Source organism: Pseudomonas sp. NPDC089752 (assembly GCF_044748725.1).
In the GTDB taxonomy this organism is placed as follows: domain Bacteria; phylum Pseudomonadota; class Gammaproteobacteria; order Pseudomonadales; family Pseudomonadaceae; genus Aquipseudomonas.
In genome coordinates this window covers 271,902-292,579 of the sequence record NZ_JBIVGP010000001.1, presented here as the reverse complement: position 1 = coordinate 292,579, position 20,678 = coordinate 271,902, and the positions used below count along the sequence as shown (strand labels likewise).

25 protein-coding genes and 3 tRNA genes are annotated in these 20,678 nt (G+C 61.0%); 6 read left to right on the top strand and 22 right to left on the bottom strand.

Features of this window, described 5'->3' with window-relative positions; translation table 11 throughout:
• The first annotated feature begins 28 nt into the window (after positions 1 to 28).
• A complete protein-coding gene (locus ACIPZF_RS01300; protein ID WP_400794479.1) occupies positions 29 to 415 on the top strand; it encodes a hypothetical protein in 387 nt (128 codons plus the stop codon).
• 577 nt (positions 416 to 992) lie between these two features.
• Here ACIPZF_RS01300 and ACIPZF_RS01295 read toward each other — a convergent pair.
• The 9 genes from ACIPZF_RS01295 to thrS form a co-directional block, all read right to left on the bottom strand.
• A tRNA-Pro gene (locus ACIPZF_RS01295) sits at positions 993 to 1,069 on the bottom strand.
• A gap of 113 nt (positions 1,070 to 1,182) precedes the next feature.
• The gene (locus tag ACIPZF_RS01290; RefSeq protein WP_008100384.1) at positions 1,183 to 1,539 is read right to left on the bottom strand and encodes a MerR family transcriptional regulator; all 357 of its coding nucleotides are present in this window, start codon (positions 1,537 to 1,539) and stop codon (positions 1,183 to 1,185) included.
• Positions 1,520 to 1,822, bottom strand: a complete 303-nt coding sequence (gene ihfA, locus ACIPZF_RS01285) for an integration host factor subunit alpha (protein ID WP_003250679.1) — start codon at positions 1,820 to 1,822, stop codon at positions 1,520 to 1,522. The genes ACIPZF_RS01290 and ihfA overlap by 20 nt, the downstream gene beginning before the upstream one ends.
• Positions 1,823 to 1,826: 4 nt before the next feature.
• Positions 1,827 to 4,208 (bottom strand): phenylalanine--tRNA ligase subunit beta, encoded by a 2,382-nt coding sequence (gene pheT, locus ACIPZF_RS01280; protein WP_400794477.1) that lies wholly within the window; start codon positions 4,206 to 4,208, stop codon positions 1,827 to 1,829.
• A gap of 31 nt (positions 4,209 to 4,239) precedes the next feature.
• Positions 4,240 to 5,256, bottom strand: coding sequence for a phenylalanine--tRNA ligase subunit alpha (gene pheS / locus ACIPZF_RS01275; protein WP_400794475.1), 1,017 nt, complete (start codon positions 5,254 to 5,256; stop codon positions 4,240 to 4,242).
• 110 nt (positions 5,257 to 5,366) lie between these two features.
• The gene (gene rplT / locus ACIPZF_RS01270) at positions 5,367 to 5,723 is read right to left on the bottom strand and encodes a 50S ribosomal protein L20 (protein ID WP_003250671.1); all 357 of its coding nucleotides are present in this window, start codon (positions 5,721 to 5,723) and stop codon (positions 5,367 to 5,369) included.
• A 27-nt stretch (positions 5,724 to 5,750) separates the two neighbouring features.
• Complete coding sequence (gene rpmI, locus ACIPZF_RS01265; RefSeq protein ID WP_400794473.1) at positions 5,751 to 5,945, bottom strand: 50S ribosomal protein L35; 195 nt, start codon at positions 5,943 to 5,945, stop codon at positions 5,751 to 5,753.
• Positions 5,946 to 6,005: 60 nt separating this feature from the next.
• Complete coding sequence (infC, locus tag ACIPZF_RS01260) at positions 6,006 to 6,557, bottom strand: translation initiation factor IF-3 (protein WP_012052879.1); 552 nt, start codon at positions 6,555 to 6,557, stop codon at positions 6,006 to 6,008.
• Positions 6,557 to 8,479, bottom strand: coding sequence for a threonine--tRNA ligase (gene thrS / locus ACIPZF_RS01255; RefSeq protein ID WP_400794471.1), 1,923 nt, complete (start codon positions 8,477 to 8,479; stop codon positions 6,557 to 6,559). Before thrS ends, infC begins: the two co-directional genes overlap by 1 nt.
• 335 nt (positions 8,480 to 8,814) lie before the next feature.
• Between thrS and ACIPZF_RS01250 the strand changes: the two genes are divergently transcribed.
• Both ACIPZF_RS01250 and ACIPZF_RS01245 read left to right on the top strand, forming a co-directional pair.
• Positions 8,815 to 9,117, top strand: a complete 303-nt coding sequence (locus ACIPZF_RS01250; protein WP_400794469.1) for a hypothetical protein — start codon at positions 8,815 to 8,817, stop codon at positions 9,115 to 9,117.
• A gap of 161 nt (positions 9,118 to 9,278) precedes the next feature.
• Positions 9,279 to 9,491: a cold-shock protein gene (locus tag ACIPZF_RS01245; protein ID WP_012273095.1), complete on the top strand. Its 213-nt coding sequence runs from the start codon at positions 9,279 to 9,281 to the stop codon at positions 9,489 to 9,491.
• 118 nt (positions 9,492 to 9,609) lie between these two features.
• On the opposite strand, the gene ACIPZF_RS01240 is transcribed toward ACIPZF_RS01245, so the two are convergent.
• Together ACIPZF_RS01240 and ACIPZF_RS01235 are read right to left on the bottom strand one after the other, a co-directional pair.
• Positions 9,610 to 9,927: an I78 family peptidase inhibitor gene (locus ACIPZF_RS01240; protein ID WP_400794467.1), complete on the bottom strand. Its 318-nt coding sequence runs from the start codon at positions 9,925 to 9,927 to the stop codon at positions 9,610 to 9,612.
• A gap of 70 nt (positions 9,928 to 9,997) precedes the next feature.
• Positions 9,998 to 10,183, bottom strand: a complete 186-nt coding sequence (locus tag ACIPZF_RS01235) for a hypothetical protein (RefSeq protein WP_400794465.1) — start codon at positions 10,181 to 10,183, stop codon at positions 9,998 to 10,000.
• Between the two features lie 29 nt (positions 10,184 to 10,212).
• On the opposite strand from ACIPZF_RS01235, the gene ACIPZF_RS01230 reads away from it, so the two are divergent.
• Positions 10,213 to 10,422, top strand: a complete 210-nt coding sequence (locus tag ACIPZF_RS01230; RefSeq protein ID WP_400794463.1) for a hypothetical protein — start codon at positions 10,213 to 10,215, stop codon at positions 10,420 to 10,422.
• On the opposite strand, the gene ACIPZF_RS01225 is transcribed toward ACIPZF_RS01230, so the two are convergent.
• From ACIPZF_RS01225 to ACIPZF_RS01195, 7 genes are read right to left on the bottom strand one after another with little or no spacing between them, the layout of a single operon-like run.
• On the bottom strand, positions 10,394 to 11,401 hold the full coding sequence (locus ACIPZF_RS01225) for a nucleoside hydrolase (protein WP_400794461.1): 1,008 nt from the start codon (positions 11,399 to 11,401) through the stop codon (positions 10,394 to 10,396). The genes ACIPZF_RS01230 and ACIPZF_RS01225 overlap by 29 nt on opposite strands.
• 48 nt (positions 11,402 to 11,449) lie before the next feature.
• Positions 11,450 to 11,848 carry a D-ribose pyranase gene (rbsD, locus tag ACIPZF_RS01220; RefSeq protein WP_400794459.1) on the bottom strand — a complete coding sequence of 133 codons (399 nt, stop codon included), beginning with the start codon at positions 11,846 to 11,848 and terminating at the stop codon, positions 11,450 to 11,452.
• A complete protein-coding gene (rbsK, locus tag ACIPZF_RS01215; protein ID WP_400794457.1) occupies positions 11,845 to 12,753 on the bottom strand; it encodes a ribokinase in 909 nt (302 codons plus the stop codon). Before rbsK ends, rbsD begins: the two co-directional genes overlap by 4 nt.
• A gap of 9 nt (positions 12,754 to 12,762) precedes the next feature.
• Positions 12,763 to 13,785, bottom strand: a complete 1,023-nt coding sequence (locus ACIPZF_RS01210) for a LacI family DNA-binding transcriptional regulator (protein WP_400794455.1) — start codon at positions 13,783 to 13,785, stop codon at positions 12,763 to 12,765.
• Between the two features lie 6 nt (positions 13,786 to 13,791).
• Complete coding sequence (locus ACIPZF_RS01205) at positions 13,792 to 14,787, bottom strand: ABC transporter permease (RefSeq protein WP_400794453.1); 996 nt, start codon at positions 14,785 to 14,787, stop codon at positions 13,792 to 13,794.
• Entirely contained in the window at positions 14,784 to 16,337 is a 1,554-nt protein-coding gene (locus ACIPZF_RS01200; RefSeq protein ID WP_400794451.1) for a sugar ABC transporter ATP-binding protein, read from the bottom strand. Before ACIPZF_RS01200 ends, ACIPZF_RS01205 begins: the two co-directional genes overlap by 4 nt.
• A gap of 18 nt (positions 16,338 to 16,355) precedes the next feature.
• Complete coding sequence (locus ACIPZF_RS01195; RefSeq protein WP_400794449.1) at positions 16,356 to 17,312, bottom strand: sugar ABC transporter substrate-binding protein; 957 nt, start codon at positions 17,310 to 17,312, stop codon at positions 16,356 to 16,358.
• 311 nt (positions 17,313 to 17,623) lie between these two features.
• Between ACIPZF_RS01195 and ACIPZF_RS01190 the strand changes: the two genes are divergently transcribed.
• Both ACIPZF_RS01190 and ACIPZF_RS01185 read left to right on the top strand, forming a co-directional pair.
• Entirely contained in the window at positions 17,624 to 18,715 is a 1,092-nt protein-coding gene (locus tag ACIPZF_RS01190; protein WP_400794447.1) for an asparaginase, read from the top strand.
• Positions 18,716 to 18,848: 133 nt separating this feature from the next.
• Positions 18,849 to 19,091 carry a DUF1654 domain-containing protein gene (locus ACIPZF_RS01185; protein ID WP_400794445.1) on the top strand — a complete coding sequence of 81 codons (243 nt, stop codon included), beginning with the start codon at positions 18,849 to 18,851 and terminating at the stop codon, positions 19,089 to 19,091.
• Here the strand turns inward: ACIPZF_RS01185 and ACIPZF_RS01180 are convergent, their stop codons facing one another.
• The 4 genes from ACIPZF_RS01180 to ACIPZF_RS01165 all read right to left on the bottom strand — a co-directional run bounded on the left by ACIPZF_RS01180 (position 19,092) and on the right by ACIPZF_RS01165 (position 20,670).
• A complete protein-coding gene (locus ACIPZF_RS01180; protein WP_400794444.1) occupies positions 19,092 to 19,523 on the bottom strand; it encodes a GTP pyrophosphokinase in 432 nt (143 codons plus the stop codon).
• Between the two features lie 108 nt (positions 19,524 to 19,631).
• Positions 19,632 to 20,204 (bottom strand): SPOR domain-containing protein, encoded by a 573-nt coding sequence (locus ACIPZF_RS01175; protein WP_400794442.1) that lies wholly within the window; start codon positions 20,202 to 20,204, stop codon positions 19,632 to 19,634.
• A gap of 151 nt (positions 20,205 to 20,355) precedes the next feature.
• Positions 20,356 to 20,432 (bottom strand) — tRNA-Val (locus ACIPZF_RS01170).
• 161 nt (positions 20,433 to 20,593) lie between these two features.
• Positions 20,594 to 20,670 (bottom strand) — tRNA-Val (locus ACIPZF_RS01165).
• Positions 20,671 to 20,678 lie beyond the last annotated feature (8 nt).

Sequence of the window (20,678 nt, the reverse complement as noted above, 5' to 3'; positions counted from 1 at the left end):
AGAGCACTACTTCATCCTGTCCAGCAACGTGCTGGCACTCCCCCGCTCGGTCTATCGTGACCAGGGAGCGCTTTTTCTCAGCGTCAGTGAGTATCGAGCAGAGCTTGAACTCGCTGTCGATGATGACGATTGCAGCACGCCCTGGAGCGGCCAGGCCGGTGCGGTTCACGACCAGGACATCGTTTTGGTTGATGCCGAGTCCAGCCAGAGCATCACTGTCCGCGATCCAAAGCCAAATGTGCGGTGCGCCCAGACCGACGAATTCGTCGATGCTGAGAGGGCCTTGCTCGTGATCGCCAGCTGGCGACTGGAAGCCAGTGATCTTGAGCTTTTCGGGCGAGAGACACAGGCGCTCGATGCGGCGGCCCTGAAAATGCTGTATTCATCGAAGCACTCTAAAATACTGTATATATAAACAGTATAGTTAGATTTTTCCTATCGCCAAGGGGGCAACGCTGTGTGGCGGCGTAGAAATTTCCGGTCAGTTCACTCGAACCGGTGAGCAGTTGAGGATCTATTTCCCAAACCCGAAAGCCGCCTGCCCGTCCTCGGTAGTGAGCACCAGGAGGTCATTTGGGTGCCTTGGGGTAGGAGACGGGAGCAGAGTGGCAAAGGGCCAACTGGCGGTTGGGCGAGGCTCAACTCAATCGAAGAAGGGCGATGGGTGAGGTACGGACCCACGCGGGTCTACATACCGGCGTTGAGGTTTTTGGAGAAAAACGAAGAGAAGGTGAGCCACTGGTTCGACCTAGAGCCAGGGCAGGTGATTGAGGGGCTAGTGATCGGAGAGGTTGAGCAGCAGAGGGTCTATGTGACCACCACAGAACCACCACCGGGATTAGAGTGGGTGCATGACCGCTGGCCTACAATTCTCCAGAACAGACCCTGGCCAGCGATGGACCCTATGTGGACCCTAAATATGTTGGACCCTAAAAATTAGGGGCATAAAAAAATCCAGTCACCGCTAAGTGACTGGATTCTTTGGAGTTTTTTGGTCGGGACGGAGTGATTCGAACACTCGACCCCTTGCACCCCATGCAAGTGCGCTACCGGGCTGCGCTACGCCCCGACTGGGCTTGAAGCATGTTCTCAATCCTGCCGAGAACGTTGAAGAATGTACCCTAACCATCTGATAAACGAAAGCTTTTTCTCAAAAAAATTTCCGTTCATCGGCCTACCAGGTCACTTCTTCAAAACCACCAACACATCCTCCAACTCAACAATCATCTGTCGAATCAGCTGCTTGTACTGGCTCGATTCATCCTTCACCTCATCACTGGAGAGCCTTAACCGCGCCCCGCCAATGGTAAACCCCTGATCGTAAAGCAGCGCCCGAATCTGCCGGATCATCAGCACATCCTGCCGCTGATAATACCGCCGATTCCCCCGCCGCTTCACAGGGTTCAGCTGAGGAAACTCCTGCTCCCAATACCGCAGCACGTGCGGCTTCACCGCACATAACTCGCTCACTTCACCAATGGTGAAGTAGCGTTTGCCCGGTATGGGGGGCAGTTCGTCGTTATGGCTTGGTTCCAGCATAGGCCTCAACCCGGGCCTTCAACTTCTGCCCTGGACGAAAGGTGACGACGCGCCGTGCGGTGATCGGGATCTCTTCCCCAGTCTTGGGGTTGCGGCCCGGCCGTTGGCGTTTGTCGCGAAGGTCGAAGTTGCCGAAACCGGACAACTTGACCTGCTCGTTCTCTTCAAGTGCGTGCCGAATTTCTTCAAAAAACAGCTCGACCAGCTCCTTGGCCTCACGCTTGTTAAGCCCCAGCTCCTCGTACAGCCTTTCGGCCATCTCAGCTTTCGTCAGAGCACCCATGCCGTTATTTCCTTAACGTGGTGTTCAACCTTTGTTCGAGCGAGGTGAGGATGTTTTGCAGGGTAGTGTTCACCTCATCGTCGTTAAGAGTGCGCGATGGATGCTGCCAGGTCAAGCCGACGGCGAGGCTTTTTCTATCAGGATCAATGCCTTTACCTTGGTAGACGTCAAACAGCCTGAGGTCTGTAAGCCATTCGCCTGCATTGTCACGAATTACTTCAAGCACGTCTTGAGACGCTACATCACGTCCTGCGATCAAGGCCAGGTCGCGACGGGTTTCCGGGAACTTGGAGAGTTCGCTGAATTTCGGCAGGCGGCCTTCGACCACATCACCGAGTACCAGCTCGAAGACGAACACCGGGCGGTCCAGGTCCAGGGCTTTGGCAAGCTCCGGGTGGATAGCGCCGAGGTAGCCGATGTCCTTGCCGTCGCGCTGGATGACAGCGGTCTGGCCTGGGTGCAGGGCCGGGTGTTTGCCGGTGGCGAATTTGAAGTCGCTCAGGGCACCGGAGTAGCCCAGCAGGGCTTCGACGTCAGCCTTCACATCGAAGAAGTCGATGGTGTCGCGGCCGTTGGCCCAGCCTTCTGGCAGACGGCTGCCGGTGACGACGCCGGCGATCATGGGCTGCTGCTGCAGGTCGCCGAGCTGGCCGACGAAGCGCAGGCCGCTTTCGAACAGGCGCACGCGGTCTTGCTGGCGGTTGAGGTTGTGCTGCAGGGCTTTGACCAGGCCCGGCCACAGCGAGGCGCGCATGGCGGCCATGTCGCTGGAGATCGGGTTGGCCAGCAGCAGTGGCTCTACGCCTGGGCTGAACAGCTCGAACAGTTTCGGGTCGATGAAGCTGTAGGTGATGGCTTCCTGGTAGCCGCGGGCGACCAGCAGACGGCGCAGGTTCGGCAGCTCACCGCGGGTTTCCGGCTTGGCGGTTGGCGCCAGGCGGGCTTGCGGGTAGCGGACCGGCAGGCTGTTGTAGCCGTACAGGCGGGCCAGCTCTTCGATCAGGTCGACTTCCAGGCTGATGTCGAAGCGGTGGCTTGGGACGGTGACAGTCCACTGCCCTGCCCCGCTCGCCTCGGTTTTCAGCTCCAGGGCGTTGAGCATTTGCTCGACCTGGGCGGCGTCCATCTCCATGCCGAGCATCTGGGTGATGCGTTCGGCGCGCAGGGTTACCGGGGCGACGTTCGGCAGGTGCTGTTGGCTGACGGCTTCGACGATCGGGCCGGCTTCGCCGCCGACGATTTCCAGCAGCAGCGCGGTGGCGCGCTCCATGGCTTCGCGGGCGAGCTGCGAGTCTACGCCGCGCTCGTAGCGGTGCGAGGCATCGGTGTGCAGGCCGTAGGAACGGGCCTTGCCGGCGACGCCGATCTGGTCGAAGAAGGCGCTTTCGAGGAACAGGTCGCGGGTCTTCTCGGTGTTGACGCCGCTGTGCTCGCCTCCCATGACGCCGGCGATGGCCAGAGCGCGGGTGTGGTCGGCGATGACCAGGGTGTCGGCGCGCAGGGAGACTTCCTGGCCGTCGAGCAGGACGAGTTTCTCGCCCTCTTCGGCCATGCGCACGCGGATACCGCCGTTGATTTCGGCGAGGTCGAAGGCGTGCATCGGCTGGCCGAGTTCGAGCATCACGTAGTTGGTGACGTCGACGGCGGCGTCGATGCTGCGCACGTCGCTGCGGCGCAGGCGTTCGACCATCCACAGCGGGGTTGGCTTGCTGAGGTCGACATTGCGGATGACGCGGCCCAGGTAGCGTGGGCATACGGCTGGGGCGGAGACTTCGACCGGGCGTACTTCGTCGTGGGCAGGCGCGACAGCCGGGACCACCGGACGGGTGACAGGGACGTTGTACAGGGCGCTAACGTCGCGGGCCAGGCCGGCCAGGGACAGGCAGTCACCACGGTTAGGGGTCAGGCCGATCTCGATGCTGGCGTCGTCCAGGCTCAGGTATTGGCGAATGTCTTCACCCACCGGGGCGTCGGCAGCCAGTTCGAGCAGGCCGTCGTTTTCTTCGCTGATCTGCAGCTCAGCCGCCGAGCACAGCATGCCGAAGGATTCGACGCCGCGCAGCTTGGCCTTCTTGATCTTGAAGTCGCCTGGCAGTTCGGCGCCGATCATGGCGAACGGGATCTTGATGCCTGGGCGTGCATTGGGGGCGCCGCAGACCACCTGGAAGGTTTCCTGGCCGTTGCTGACCTGGCAGACGCGCAGTTTGTCGGCGTCCGGGTGTTGTTCGGTGGCGAGGATTTCGCCCACGACGATGCCGCTGAACTGGCCGGCAGCGGGGGTTACGCTGTCGACTTCGAGGCCGGCCATGGATAGGCGGGCGACCAGTTCGTCACGGGAGACTTGCGGGTTTACCCAACCGCGCAGCCACTGTTCACTGAATTTCATGCTGTTCTCCTGAAAGTTGCGTCGATTGGGCCTAGCGGAATTGGGCTAAGAACCGCAGGTCGTTGTCGAAGAACAGACGCAAATCGTTGACGCCATAGCGCAGCATGGCCAGGCGCTCGGCGCCCATGCCGAAGGCGAAGCCCTGGAATTCTTCCGGGTCGATGCCGGACATGCGCAGTACATCCGGGTGCACCATGCCGCAGCCCAGGACTTCCAGCCAGCCGGTCTGCTTGCACACGCGGCAGCCTTTGCCGGAACACATCACGCACTGGATGTCGACTTCGGCGGACGGCTCGGTGAAGGGGAAGAACGACGGGCGGAAACGCACGGCCAGTTCTTTCTCGAAGAACACGCGCAGGAATTCTTCGATGGTGCCCTTGAGGTCGGCGAAGTTGATATCACGGTCGATCAGCAGGCCTTCGACCTGGTGGAACATCGGCGAGTGGGTGATATCCGAGTCGCAGCGGTAGACGCGGCCTGGGCAGACAATGCGGATCGGCGGCTGGCTGGACTCCATGGTCCGCACCTGCACCGGCGAGGTGTGGGTGCGCAGCAGCATGTTGGCATTGAAGTAGAAGGTGTCGTGCATCGCCCGGGCCGGGTGGTGGCCGGGGATGTTGAGCGCTTCGAAGTTGTGGTAGTCGTCTTCGACCTCAGGGCCTTCGGCGATGCCGTAGCCAATGTGGGTGAAGAACTGCTCGATGCGTTCGAGGGTACGGGTGATCGGGTGCAGGCCACCGGTGGTCTGGCCACGGCCTGGCAGGGTCACATCAATGCATTCGGCAGCCAGGCGAGCGCTGAGCTCGGCTTCTTCGAAGGCGGCCTTGCGTGCATTGAGCACTTCGGTGACGCGCTCTTTGGCGTCGTTGATCAGCGCGCCGACTTTCGGCCGCTCTTCGGCTGGCAGGTTGCCCAGGGTCTTCATCACCTGGGTCAGCTCGCCTTTCTTGCCGAGATATTGAACCCGGATCTGTTCCAGGGCATTGATGTCTTCAGCGCGCTCCACGGCCTCAAGGGCTTGGGAGACCAGCGCGTCCAGGTTTTCCATGTACAGACTCCAGATACGAAAATAGGGGAAGAGCTTTGTAGGCTCTTCCCCTATCGATGACGTTTTACACCCGGCAGCACACTGCGCCGCCGGATGATTGTCGTGGGTACTTAAGCCAGAACGGCTTTAGCTTTCTCGACAATTGCAGCAAACGCCGCTTTTTCGTTCACTGCCAGGTCAGCCAGAACCTTACGGTCGATTTCGATCGACGCCTTTTTCAGGCCAGCAATTAGACGGCTGTACGACAGACCGTTGGTGCGGGCACCGGCGTTGATACGAGCGATCCACAGGGCGCGGAACTGACGCTTCTTCTGGCGACGGTCGCGGTAGGCGTATTGGCCTGCCTTGATGACTGCCTGCTTGGCTACGCGGAATACGCGCGAGCGTGCACCGTAGTAACCTTTAGCCAGTTTCAGAATTTTTTTGTGACGCTTACGAGCGATAACGCCGCGCTTAACACGAGCCATGAGTAACTTCCTCTATCTTAACCAGAATTAACGTACGCGCAGCATGCGCTCGACTTTTGCCACGTCGGACGGGTGCAGCAGGCTGCTACCACGAAGTTGACGCTTACGCTTGGTCGACATTTTGGTCAGGATGTGGCTCTTGAAAGCGTGCTTGTGCTTGAAGCCGGTAGCGGTCTTCAGGAAGCGCTTTGCAGCACCGCTCTTGGTTTTCATTTTTGGCATGTTGGAACTCCGCATTCGATAAAATTACACATAATCATCAGGCCTGCCGTGCCCGGGAGATTACTTCTTTTTCTTGGGGGCGATGACCATCATAAGCTGGCGTCCTTCCATCTTCGGATGCTGCTCAACGGTGCCGTATTCGGCGAGGTCAGCTTCAACCCGCTTCAACAGCTCCATGCCCAGCTCCTGGTGGGCCATCTCACGACCACGGAATCTCAGAGAGATCTTGGCCTTGTCCCCATCGGTAAGGAAACGTACCAGGTTGCGTAGTTTTACCTGGTAATCCCCATCCTCCGTCCCTGGACGAAACTTGATTTCTTTGATCTGGATCTGCTTCTGGTTCTTCTTGGCTTCGTTAGCCTGCTTCTTCTTTTCGAAGAGGTGCTTGCCGTAGTCCATGACCTTGCAGACCGGGGGTACCGCGTCTGCAGAGATTTCTACCAGATCCAGCTTCGCTTCATCAGCGATACGCAGCGCTTCATCAATCGAGACGATGCCAACCTGCTCGCCGTCTGCGCCAATTAACCGAACCTCGCGGGCCGAGATATTCTCGTTGATCGGGGCCTTCGGTACAGCACGCTTATCGTTTCTCATTTCACGCTTAATAGTCATTACTCCGATTCTTGGCGACCACGCCGGGAAACCGCTTGTGTCAGGAGCTCAGCGAATTGGGCGACGGGCATGGAGCCCAGGTCTGCGCCTTCGCGAGTACGCACAGCGACGGTTTGCGTTTCGACTTCGCGGTCCCCTATAACCAAAAGGTACGGGACCTTGAGCAAAGTATGCTCGCGGATTTTAAAGCCGATCTTCTCATTTCTCAAGTCCGACTTGGCACGGAAACCGCTACCGTTCAGAGATTTCTCAACCTCGAGGGCGAAATCGGCCTGTTTGTCGGTGATGTTCATGATCACCGCCTGAGTCGGTGCCAGCCACGCCGGGAACACGCCAGCGTAGTGCTCGATGAGCATGCCGATGAAGCGTTCGAACGAGCCGAGGATGGCGCGGTGCAGCATTACCGGGCGCTTGCGCGCGTTGTCTTCGGCGATGTAGCTGGCGTCCAGACGCTCCGGCAGGTTCGGGTCGTACTGCAGGGTGCCGCACTGCCAGTTACGGCCGAGGCAGTCGCGCAGGGTGAACTCGATCTTCGGGCCGTAGAACGCGCCCTCGCCTGGCTGGTATTCCCACTCCAGGCCGGATTCGTTCAGGGCGTCGGCCAGTGCACCTTCGGCACGATCCCACAGCTCTTCGGAGCCCACACGCTTGGCCGGGCGGGTCGACAGCTTCATGGCGACGTCGGTGAAACCGAAGTCCTTGTACACGTCGAGGGTCAGCTTGATGAAGTCGGCGGCTTCTTTCTTCACCTGATCTTCGGTGCAGAAGATATGCGCGTCGTCCTGCACGAAGCCACGCACGCGCATGATGCCGTGCAGGGCGCCGGACGGCTCGTTACGGTGGCAGGCACCGAATTCGGCCAGGCGCAGCGGCAGGTCGCGGTACGACTTCAGGCCCTGGTTGAACACCTGCACGTGGCACGGGCAGTTCATCGGCTTTACCGCGAAGTCGCGGCTTTCCGACGAGGTGGTGAACATGTTTTCCGCGTAATTGGACCAGTGGCCGGAACGCTCCCAGAGGATGCGGTCGACAACTTGCGGGGTCTTGATTTCCTGGTAGCCGTTCTCGCGCTGGATTTTACGCATGTACTGTTCGAGTACCTGGTAAACGGTCCAGCCGTTGGCGTGCCAGAACACCATGCCCGGCGCTTCTTCCTGCAAGTGGAACAGGTCGAGCTGCTTGCCGATCTTTCGGTGGTCGCGCTTTTCGGCTTCTTCGATGCGCTGGATGTAGGCGGCCAGCTGCTTTTTATCAGCCCATGCAGTGCCGTATACGCGCTGCAGCTGCTCGTTCTTGGCATCGCCGCGCCAGTAGGCGCCGGACAGCTTGGTCAGCTTGAATGCCTTGAGGAAACGAGTGTTCGGCACGTGCGGACCGCGGCACATGTCAACGTATTCTTCGTGATAGTACAGGCCCATGGCCTGCTCGTCGGGCATGTCTTCGACCAGGCGCAGCTTGTAGTCTTCGCCACGGGTCGTGAACACGTCGATGACTTCGGCGCGCGGGGTCATCTTCTTGACCACGTCGTAGTCTTTTTCGATCAGCTGCTGCATGCGCTTTTCGATGGCGGCCAGGTCTTCAGGGGTGAAGGGGCGCTCGTAGGCGATGTCGTAATAGAAGCCTTCGTCGATGACCGGGCCGATGACCATCTTGGCGGTCGGGTACAACTGCTTCACCGCGTGGCCGATCAGGTGGGCGCACGAGTGACGGATGATCTCCAGTCCCTCTTCATCTTTAGGGGTGATGATCTGCAGTTTGGCGTCGTGGGTGATCAGGTCGCAGGCGTCGACCAGCTTGCCATCGACCTTGCCGGCCAGAGTGGCCTTGGCCAGGCCCGCGCCGATCGAAGCGGCGACATCGGCTACGGATACCGCGTGATCAAACGCGCGTTGACTGCCATCGGGAAGAGTAATAACGGGCATGGCGCCTCCTCTCCTAGTGGTGACCCCTACCAAAGGTCACGTGGGTTGGGATGAGCCAGTACAAGATCCGACCTGCCTTCTTTAAAGAGAAGCCTGCCTCACAGTGGCAGAAGCCTTTCGGCTTGCCAGGGGGACCTGAGTGACTGGAAAGTAAAAGATAGCTGTACGCTGCAAGTCTGCAGGTGCAAGCCGGGCATGCTAGCACGCGGGTTGCACGGCAGCGCAGAAATATTTGGAAATTACGCGGTAGCGGTGAACTTACACGGAAAATTTTCTATCAGACCTTGGGAAGCAACCTACTCTTGTTGAGACCTTGACCCAAGGAGTAACCGGTTATGCGAGTTCAGTCTCTTCTGGCCCTGGCGGCCGCTGGCGCCCTGCTGCTGCCTGTGGCTGCGACCGCTGGCAACTTCCCTGCCGGGAAGGAGGCAGCCTACATGACCCAATGCACACAGGTGGCCAGCGGCCAGGGCGTTGACGCCGCGACCGCGAAAAAGCACTGCGACTGCGGCGCACAGGCCATCAAAAAGAATTTCACCGATAAGGAGATCGAAGACCTGGACAGCAAGGACGGCGTCGACGCCAAGCTGATGCAGAAGGCACAGACTGTCGTGCAGGCCGCCTGCAAGCCAAAATGAGCCAAGCGCAGAGGCTTTGAAAGGAATATTTGCCCTGGATCAGCTTTCTGCGAAGGTAAAAGGCGCGACACGCGCAGAATTAGACTATGATGTCCCCGTGCCGGATAGCTCAGGCATCCACGGCACTTCGAAAAAATACTAAGTTTCTGGAGATTCATCCCATGTCCAATCGCCAAACCGGTACCGTCAAATGGTTCAATGATGAGAAAGGCTTCGGCTTCATCACCCCACAAGGCGGCGGCGACGACCTGTTCGTACACTTCAAAGCCATCGAATCCGACGGCTTCAAGAGCCTGAAAGAAGGCCAAACTGTTTCCTTCGTCGCCGAGCGCGGCCAGAAGGGCATGCAGGCTGCACAGGTTCGTCCGGAGTAATTCGGAAGCCGTGAAAAAACCCGCCCTGGTGGCGGGTTTTTTTATGCCTGCTGGGCTAGAGGTGCCGGCCTTCGCGGCTGGAGCCGCTCCCACGAAAGGCCTGCACCAACAGATCGAATCAACCGCAGTTGACGCGGGTTACTACACCCTGCTCGTCCACATTCAGGTTCAAACGCTCGGAGCGGTATTCAAGGGTCACCATATCGCGCGGCTTGAGGATGCGCGCCATCTGCGAACCGCTGGCCTTGCGCGCCTGCTCAAGCAACTCGGCACTACCTTGCTTGCCGATGGCGAAATTGGCGCCACTGGCCTCACAACGGCCATCGTTGCCTGCAGCCGCCGCCGGCGCACCGCCACCGGAGTTGCCACCAGTGCTGCAACCGGCCAGCACGGCAGCGACCAGCAAGGTTGCCAGGGAAGCACGGGTACGGAACATGAATCCTCCTAAAATCGATCTGGGAACTGCCTGATCGGACACTTCCACTCGGAATATGTTGCAAAACCGCTCAAGTCTGCCTGAACTCGCCACCACGGGCGAAAGGCAATCGTGACCGGATTTTGCCAAGCGGCAGGTTAGCTTCAGCAGGTTTTTTATGCTTAAGTCGCAGACCCATTGACGCAAAGTCATGATTTACTTTAAGAAGTGAAGGCATAATGCCTGCTTCGAACACCAGGGTCAGGTGTTCGCCCATCCGCCACGGGCCGCACACGAGAGCCTTTCATGAACCACCACATCGATGCCGATATCAAGGTCAAATGGGACGAAGGCCAGAGCGCCTACAGCCCCAGCACCCCAGAAGAACTGCTGTTGATCGCCCTTGACCTGCTGGTGCGCGACCGCGGTAGCGAGGCGGCGCGCAGCTTCATCGACCAGGTGTTCGAGCGCTACGCGCCGCATTCAGCTATTGCAATCGAGCCAGGCGCGCGCTGAGCAGGTCGAAAAAGCCCTGAGCGTCACCCTCGCCTATCCACGTGACATTGGCTGGCTGCTTGAGCACGCCGTACCAGTCGGCGACGGTCTGGCCGAAGGTCGGGCCTTCGCGGCTGTCGACGCTCATGTGGATGTGCCGGCCGGTGAATAGTTCGGGCTTGAGCAGGTAAGCGATGACGCTGGCGTCATGTACCGGACCACCGGGCATGCCGTACAGCTCCATGTCGTGCTTGATGTAGGCATTGAGGATATCCACTACCCGCTTGCTGGACGGGTTGTTTACCGCCGCCAGCTGCTTGAGGCGGGCCTCGCTGGTGAGCAGTTTGTGGGTGACATCCAGCGGCAGGTAGGTCAGTGGCACACCACTGGCCAGCACCACTTCAGCGGCGTGCGGGTCGGCGTAGAGGTTGAATTCAGCCGCAGGGGTGATGTTGCCACCATTGAAGTGGGCGCCACCCATCACAACCACCTCCTTTATACCTTTGGCGATTTCCGGGCGCTGAATGAGCGCCAGGGCCAGGTTGGTCTGCGGACCGAGCATGGCGATGGTGATGCTGTTGGGCTTGGCGGCACCGAGGGTGTCGACCAGGTACTGCACGGCGTTGCCTTGGGCCAAGGGCTTTTTCGGTTCATGCACCTCGACCCCGGTCAGGCCTTCTTCACCATGCACTTCGGCGGCGTAGATCGGCGCGCGCACCAGTGGCCGCCCTGCCCCTGCGTACACCGGAATGTCTTCGCGGCCTGCCCATTCGCGGGCCAGGCGGGCATTGCGCGAGGTCTTGTCGAGGCGCACGTTGCCGGCGACGGTAGTGATGGCGCGAATGTTGAGTTCGTCCGGCGAGGCCATGGCCAGGAACAGCGCGACCACATCGTCGGCGCCGGGGTCGGTGTCGATGATCAGGTCACGCGGGGCGGCCTGGAGAGTGGTGGTGGCGGCTGCGGCCATGAGGGTAAGTCCTTGTAGCAGGGGTTTGAGCATGGGGCACTCCTGTTGCCTTGGCGGTGAGTCAATTGCGGCCCAGTGCCGCTAGAAAGTCACGCCGGATATGAGGGCGATATTGCTGTAAGGCTGGCACTCGCCAGTACGCACCACGGCCTTGGCACTGCGCGACAGTTCCTTGAACGCCTCATGGCTCAACCATTCACGCTTGCCCAGCTTGCCGCGCAGCCGCTCGATCTCGACCAGCCCGGGCGGCACGACCTTCTGCATCTCTTCGGCGAGCACATGCCGCTCCACCTGCATCTCGCTGAGCACTGCGCGCAGCACGCTGGCGAAGTCCGGGATGCCCTGGGTCAAGGCCAGGTCGATCAGTTCGACGCCCTGCGGCACGGGCAACCCGGCATCGCCGATCACCAGAATGTCGCCATGGCCAAGGCTGGCGATGGTCCGCGACAGGGCGATATTCAACAGCGCGGTCTTTTTCATGGGGTCAGCTCCGCCAGGGTGGGGATCGATGGCTGAGCACCAGCGCGGGTGACGGACACCGCTGCGGCGCGCTGCCCGAAAGTGATCGCCTCGCCCTCCCCCAGGCCGCGCACCAGCGCCGCCGCGAAGCCACCGACGAAGGTATCGCCGGCCGCCGTGGTGTCCAGCGCTTTGACCTGAGGCGCTGGGAAGTGCTGGCTGCCGCTGGGAATGACGAACAGCGCCCCCTGCGCACCGAGAGTGACGATGACTTTACCCGCCCCCATTTGCAGCAGGCGCTCGCCAGCACGGCGGGCGCTGTCCAGGTCGTTGACCGGCACACCCGTCAGCGCTTCGGCCTCGCTTTCGTTGGGGATGAGGTAATCGATATGGGCGAACCACTCAGCTGGCAGCGGGCCAGTGGCCGGCGCCGGGTTAAGGATCACCTGCTTGCCCAGCTCACGCCCTCGGGCAAGCGTCCAGGCCACGGTTTCAGCGGGAACCTCCAGTTGACAGATAATCAACTCCGCCGCCTGAAGCAGTGCATCGAAGCGCTGGACGCAAGCCGGCGTCAACCGGCCATTGCCCCCAGGAATGATGACGATGCAATTCTGGCTGGCTGCGTCTACGGTAATCAGCGCCACACCGCTGGATACACCCGGGCACTCATTGACTGCCTGGCAATCGATGCCCTCCACTTCCAGCGCCTTGCGCAGCTGCTGGCCATAGGCATCGTCACCCACATTGCCTACCATCGCCACGTCAGCGCCCAGGCGCGCCACCGCCACCGCCTGGTTGGCGCCCTTGCCACCGGGCACGGTGAAAAAACTTTCGCCGGCCAGTGTTTCGCCCGCACGTGGCAACCGCTCGGCGCGGGCCACCAGGTCCATGTTGAGGCTACCGACCACCACTACCTTGGCACTCATGAGGATTCCTTAGCGGTAATCATTGAACAGGTCCGGGCGTGGCCCGGTGGATTCGCGCAGCACGATGCGCGGCGCGACGATGCGCTGCTGCGCCGCATCGCGACGGGGGCTGGATATGCGCGCCAGCAGCAGCGCCGCGGCGCTTTCGCCCAGCTCGCGGATCGACTGGCCGACGGTGGTCAGCGGCGGGTACACGTAGCGACTGAGTTCGATATCGTCGAAACCGATCACCGATAGCTCGCCCGGCACGCTGATATTGCGCTCGGCAGCAGCGCGCAGCACACCGAAACCGATCATGTCGTTGCCGGCAAAAATCGCCGTGGGACGCTTGCCGTCGAGCAGTTGCGCGGCCGCTGCATGGCCGCCGGGGCTGGTGAAGTCGCAATGCAGGATGTGATCACCCTTCACGGCAACTTGCGCCTCGCCCATGGCGCGGTGAAAGCCTGCCAGACGCAGTTGGCTGACACCGGTTTCGGCCGGGCCGCCGATGTAGGCGATATCGGTATGCCCCAACTGCAGCAGGTGCTGGGTCGCCAGGTACGCGCCCTGCTCGTGATCGATGCGCACCAGGTCGGCGTCGACGCCTTCCAGCTCGCGGTCGACGATCACCATCGGCGTGCGCACGCAAGCCAGGCTTTGCAGCAGGTCGCTGTCCTCGCCCACCGAGGCGACCACCAGGCCGTCGATGCGCTTTTCCAGCAACACGCGCAGGTAGCTGCGCTGCTTCTGCGGGTTGTCGTCGGAGTTGCACAAAATCACGCAATAGCCGTTGCGCTCGCAGGCATCCTCGATACCCCGCGCCAGCTCGGCGAAGTACGGGTTGACACTGTTGGGCACCAACAGCCCGATGGTGGCCGTGGTGCGCGCCTTGAGCGAACGGGCCACGGCGCTGGGCACGTAGTCGAGCTCGACGATGGCCGCCTCGACCTTCAGCCGCACCTGCTCACTGACCGGGCGGGTCTTGTTCAGTACATGGGACACCGTGGTGTAGGAAATTCCCGCGAGTGCCGCGACGTCTTTGATGGTTGCCATGTTTTTTCACTTCCGCCGGCCTGCACGCCGGCTACGGTAGGTGTCGAGCACCACGGCGATAACGATGACCGCCCCGGTGATGATGCGTTTGGTCGGTTCCGAAGCGCCGATCTGCGCCAGGCCTGCGGCCAGTACCGAAATGATCAGCACGCCGAAGAAGGTGCTGATGACCGAGCCGCGCCCGCCCATCAGGCTGGTGCCGCCGATCACCACGGCGGCGATCACCTGCAGCTCAAGGCCAGAGCCGGCATTGGGGTCGGCCGCTTCCAGGCGCGAGATCTGGAACAGCGCAGCCAGCCCCGCCAGCAGGCCCATCAGGGCGAACACCAGCACTTTGTACGGGCGCGGGTCGATGCCGGCCAGGCGCACGGCCTCTTCGTTGGTGCCGATGCCGATCAGGTAGCGGCCGAACACGGTGCGGGTGAGTACCAGCTGGGCGAGGATGATCACCAGCAAGGCGATGATGAACGCAGGCGCAATGCCGAAAGCGATCGGATTGGAAAACCAGGCATAGGCATCGCCGATGTAGGCCGTGCGCGAGTCGGTGAACTGGTAGGCCAGGCCGCGGGCCATCTCCAGCACGCCCAGCGAAACGATGAACGATGGAATGCGCCAGGCCACGGTTACCGCGCCGGTGATGCTTCCCGCCATGGCGGCGACGGCCATGCCGAGCAAGGCGGCGGGCAGCACACCCCAACCCCAGCCGAGGATGGCCACGCTGACTGCCGAGGCCGCCAGCGCCAGCACCGAGCCGACCGACAGGTCGATGCCGCCGATGATCAGCACGAAGGTCATACCCACGGCCAGCACCATCAGGTCGGGGATCTGGTTGGCGATGGTGCTGAAGGTGGCGTACGACCAGAAGTGGCTGCTGAGCAACGAGAACAGCACGATCATGGCCAGCAAGGCACCCGCCAGCCCCAGATAGGTGCCGATGCCGAAATACGTGGCGCTGCGGCGCACCGGTGCGCCTGCCGGGGTGTCGAGGGGTGTGGTTTTCATGCATCCATCCTGGGGGCTGCGTCGTGCAGCAAGGCTTCACGGTTCTGGTAGCCGGCAAATGCGGCGGCAAGGAGCTGGTCCTGACTCCAGTGGTCACGCTCGAAGGTGTCGATCAGGCGGCCGGCCGAGAGCACCGCGATGCGGTCGCAGATCAACATCAGTTCGCGCAGGTCGCTGGACACCACCACCAAGGCCTTGCCCTGGCGCGCCAGCTCGGCCAGCAGGCCATAGATGTCGAACTTGGCGCCGACGTCGATGCCTCGGGTGGGCTCATCGAACAGGATCACCTGGCAGTCGCGCTCCAGCCATCGGCCGATGACCACCTTCTGCTGGTTGCCGCCGGACAACTCGCCGACCGCTTGCAAAGCATTGGCACTGCGGATGCGCATGGCATTGATCTGGCGTTCGGCCAGGGCCTTTTCGGCTTCGCGGTCGACCACTCCGGCGCGGGACAAGGCCGCTAGGTTGCCCAGGGCAATGTTGGCGCTGATCGACTGCGTCAGTAGCAGGCCTTCACCCTTACGGTCCTCGGTGATCAGGGCGATACCGGCCTTGACTGCGGCCCTGGGCGAGTCGATGGTCACTTGCTTGAGTGGCTGACCGATTTCGATGCTGCCGCTGTCGGCACGGTCGGCACCGAACATCAATCGCAACAGCTCGGTACGCCCGGCACCGATCAGCCCGGAGATACCGAAGATCTCCCCTGCCCTGACCTGCAGCGACACGTCGCGCACCTTGTCGCCGCGGCACAGCCGGTCGACCTTGAGCAACGGCGCGCCGATCTGCCGGCGGCCCAGGTCGATGTGCTCGCCCAGCTCGCGGCCGACCATCAGGTTGACCAGCTCGTTGCTGCTGTAGCGCTGGATCGGCTCATCGCACACCAGCTTGCCGTCGCGCAGCACGACGATGCGCTGGGCCACGCGCTGCAGTTCTTCGAGGCGATGGGAGATGTAGACAATGGCCACGCCACGTTGGCGCAAGCGCTCGATCTGGGTGAACAGAAGCTCCACCTCACGGGCGGTGAGCATGGCCGTAGGTTCATCGAAGATCAGCACATGGCAGTCGCCAATCAAGTTGCGGGCGATCTCGACCATCTGCTGGTGGCCGATACCCAGCTCGCCGACCGGTGTGTCCGGGTCGATGGCGTCGAGGCCGACCTGGGCCATGGCAGCCGTAGCCAGTTGGCGCAGGCGCTTGTGGCTGATCCAGCCGAAACGGCTGGGCAGGTTGTCGAGGAACAGGTTCTCGGCGACGGTCAAGGTCGGCAGCAGGTTGAGTTCCTGCATGACCATGCGCACACCCAGGCGCTCGGCCTCGCTGCGGCTGCCAGGTGCGTAGGTCTGGCCACGGAAAATCATGCTTCCAGTTGTGGGTATTTCCAGGCCGCTGATTAGCTTGGACAACGTACTCTTGCCCGCGCCGTTCTCGCCAGTCAGGGCCAGCACCTCGCCGGCCCGCAGCGCCAGGCTGACATCACCCAGCACCGGCAGCGCGTAGCTTTTGCCTAGGCCGCTAGCGGTCAGCAGTACTTCATTGGCCTTAGCAGACATGGCCACCTCTCCTGACCATCAAGGCTTGGTGATGAGTTCGACCGGGGTCTGGATCACGTTATCGGCGTCCACGTCCGGCTTCTCGCCCTTGAGCATTTTCAGCGCTGCCTGTATGCCGTACACCGCCTGCTGGCTGGCAGCCTGGTCGAGGGTGGCGAGCACGCGGCCATCCTTGAGCATCGGCTTGATGGCGTTGATATTGTCGTATCCCACTACTTGCACCTGCCCGGCCTTGCCGGCGGCGCGTACCGCTGACACGGCGCCCAGGGCCATGCTGTCGTTGCCGGCCAGCAGCGCCTTGAGGTCGGGGTATTCGTTGAGCATCGAGGCGGCGACAGCATTGCCTTTGTCGATTTCCCAGTTGCCGGACTGCACCGAGACGATCTTCATCTGCGCCGTTTCCATGGCGTCCTTGAAGCCGGCGGTGCGTTGCTGGGCGTTGGTGGTGGTCGGCACGCCTTCGATAATGCCGACTTGGTCACCGGCCTTGAGCTTCTGGTTGGCCAGGTAGTCGCCGACCAGGCGGGCGCCCTTGCGGTTGTCGGGGCCTACGAAGGGTACGCTGATACCTTTGGCCTTGAGGGTCTCGGGGTCCAGGCGGTTGTCGATGTTGATCACCACCACGCCTTTGTCCATGGCCTTTTTCACTGCCGATACCAGCGCCTTGGAGTCGGCCGGCGCGATCACCAGGGCCTTGGCGCCCGAGTTGACCATCTGCTCGACGATGCGGATCTGCTCACCGGTGTCGGTTTCGTTCTTGATGCCATTGGCAATCAAATCGAATTCGTTAGCGTGGCCTTTCTGGTAGTCCTTGGCACCGTCTTCCATGGTGCGGAAGAACTCGTTGGCCAACGACTTCATGACTAGAGCAACTTTGGGCTTTTCTTCGGCATGGGCGGCCGACAGCGGCAGCGCGAGAGACAGTGAGGAAATGACGGCGAGCGCCAGCAGACGACCGGAAAACGGCAGTTTCATGGGAGATGACTCCGAATCTTGTGGTTTTTATCGGATCGCAAACGTTTGCGTTGAGTAACTATGAGAACAGGATGTGGTTTTGTCAAATCCGTTTCGCTGCCGCTGATGTCATCACGCCTGCTGCAGATTACCCGAGATTAATCCGAAAAACCGAACAGGTTTACCTATGCTTGTTCGGGGCACCGAACGGATGGAGCCTTTCGCATGCACCCGCAACTGCCGCGTTCCTGGCTTCTCGCTTACGTGGTACGAAACCTGCCTGGGTTCCCTAGCGACACAACAAAATATCTCACTAGGAAGAGAGCACAATAATGATCAATGTTGCACTGAAGTCCTTCACTCCCAGCGCCCTGGCGCTACTGCTGATCCTGCCGACCGCTGTTTCGGCCAAAGAAGCCGAAACCCAGCAGAAGCTGGCCAACGTGGTCATCCTTGCCACCGGCGGCACCATTGCTGGTGCGGGCGCCAGCGCTGCCAACAGCGCCACCTACCAGGCCGCGAAGCTCGGCGTCGACAAGCTGATCGCCGGTGTGCCGGAGCTGGCCGAAATCGCCAATGTGCGCGGCGAGCAAGTGATGCAGATCGCCTCCGAAAGCATCAGCAACGACGACCTGCTCAAGCTGGGCAAGCGCGTTGCCGAGCTGGCCGAGAGCAACGATGTCGACGGGATCGTCATCACCCACGGCACCGACACTCTGGAAGAAACCGCCTACTTCCTCAACCTGGTGGAAAAAACCGACAAGCCGATCGTAGTGGTCGGCTCCATGCGCCCAGGCACCGCCATGTCCGCCGACGGCATGCTCAACCTTTACAATGCCGTGGCCGTGGCGGGCGACAAGCAATCCCGGGGCAAGGGCGTGCTGGTGACCATGAACGATGAGATCCAGTCCGGCCGCGATGTCAGCAAGTCGGTCAACATCAAGACCGAGGCGTTCAAGAGCGCCTGGGGCCCGATGGGCATGGTCGTGGAAGGCAAGTCGTACTGGTTCCGCCTGCCAGCCAAGCGCCATACCGTCAACTCGGAATTCGACATCAAGCAGATCAGCAGCCTGCCCCAGGTGGATATCGCCTACGGCTATGGCAACGTGACCGATACTGCCTACAAGGCACTGGCGCAAAATGGTGCCAAAGCGTTGATCCATGCAGGCACCGGCAACGGCTCGGTATCCTCGCGGGTGGTGCCAGCACTGCAGGAACTGCGCAAGAACGGTGTGCAGATCATTCGTTCGTCGCACGTCAACCAGGGCGGTTTCGTGCTGCGCAACGCCGAACAGCCTGATGACAAGAACGACTGGGTCGTGGCGCATGACCTGAACCCGCAGAAAGCGCGGATCCTGGCGATGGTGGCGATGACCAAGACCCAGGACAGCAAGGAGCTGCAGCGGATTTTCTGGGAGTATTGAGGCTAGCGTGAGCTGGGGCGGATGCGTGATCCGCACCGCCCCGCTTCACGGACCAGCCCAGCCCTACGAGAGTTGCGAAATACTTTGAGGTGCAATACTGTACGCACATACAGCACAACAAGGAATCGCCTCCGTGGCCAGCACCGCCGAAGCAACCCCGAGCAGCTACCAACAACTGGGCCTGCGCATCCAGAAGATCATCAACAACCCCCTCGCCCAGCGCAGCCGCGCTGCGCTGATCTTCCGCCTCGAACACGAATCGCCCGATGACTGGGCAATCCTGCTCGAGGAAATCGCCGAGAACGACAACGTCACCCTCGCTCATCGTGACGATGGCGGTGTGCAGATTTTCTGGACCGTGCCCAAGGAAGACTGATTACACTTGAGGCAATGCCTGCAGATAGGCGCTAGCCTCGCGATAGCGGGCTAGCCGCGCCAGGTCTGCCGGACCAGGGTACGGGATGCGGGAAAGGTCACTGTTGTCGGCCAGGTCGGCCAACTTGACCGTGCGCGCCAGCGGGTCGACACCCAGGCGCACGACAAAGTCTTCGTAGCTCTCGCCCTGGTTGCGACTGAGCGCCAGCAACGCAGCGAGGATCTTGAGATTGAAGCCCTCGCGGGCGAGGTCGGAAAGTGTCAGCGGCGTGTCTTCGATCACATCGTGCAGCACAGCGACAATCCGCTGCTCAGCTGTGGAAACCCGCATCATCACACGCAGGGGGTGCAGGATATACGCCGCGCCACCCTTGTCGTATTGCCCTTCATGTGCTCTGGCGGCCACCACGATGGCCCGTTCCAGTGTAGACATGAGGCCCTCCCCGTTCAGCCATCTCCCGAAACAAGCATAGCCGGGTCAGCCTGTAGATGACAGAGCGTCTGAACCGGCCTTTTTGCTTGTAGGAAAGATACTGCCCGCCTAGCGCTCCACTCCGTGCTGAATGACGACCGAATCAGTCCCCAGCTTGGCCATGACATCGGCCTTGCGCGCCTCGGCCTCTTCCTTGGTGGGGAATGGCCCCATCAGCACCACCGGCTTGCCGTTGCGGTACTCGACCGAGGACGGGATACCCTTCTCGATCAGACGCGCGGTCATGTCGCTCAGCGCACCCATGTTGGCACCCTGTATCACTTCGACATCCCAGCCCTGCGGTGCCGGCTGATCAGCCAAGGCATCGGCACGCCGCTGCAACTCGGCCCCACCACAGAGTTCCCGGATGCGCAGATTGTTACCGCTGTCGTCGACGATGATGTCGTACTGGCCATCATCGCGCTTGATAGCTACGTAGCTGCGGTAGGCTTCGTACTGCCCGGCCGAGTCCTTGCCACGCACCTGGCCACAAATGGTGCCCTTGGTGTCGATTCGCACGTTGCCGAACTTGGCGGTCTTGGGGTTGTTCAGGTGCTCGGCTACCTGCTTGTGCACGCCCTCGACCTCGTTCTCACAGCCCGCCAGGGCCAGCACTGCCATTACCACTGCCAGTTTGCGCACGCGTGTATCTCCAATTTCGAAGCGGCGGATTCTAGCATGGCGACCCCTGCGCCGAACCGCGACCATACGTTACACCTTGCTACACACGGCTAAACTGTGAAACACGCGAATGCAAAAACGGCGACCCTTTCGGATCGCCGCTTCTGATGTTTGGTAGGCACAATTGGACTCGAACCAACGACCCCCACCATGTCAAGGTGGTGCTCTAACCAACTGAGCTATGTGCCTGTCGTGTGGTGCGCATATTAGTGATCGAAAGCGTACCTGTAAAGCGTTTTTTTCCAAAAAAATCAAAAACTTTCAGAGCGATGCCGGATCGGCAACGCGCGCCCTGCAAGGCACGCAGAATGCAAAAAAGGCGACCCTTTCGGATCGCCTTTTCTGATGTTTGGTAGGCACAATTGGACTCGAACCAACGACCCCCACCATGTCAAGGTGGTGCTCTAACCAACTGAGCTATGTGCCTGTCGTGTG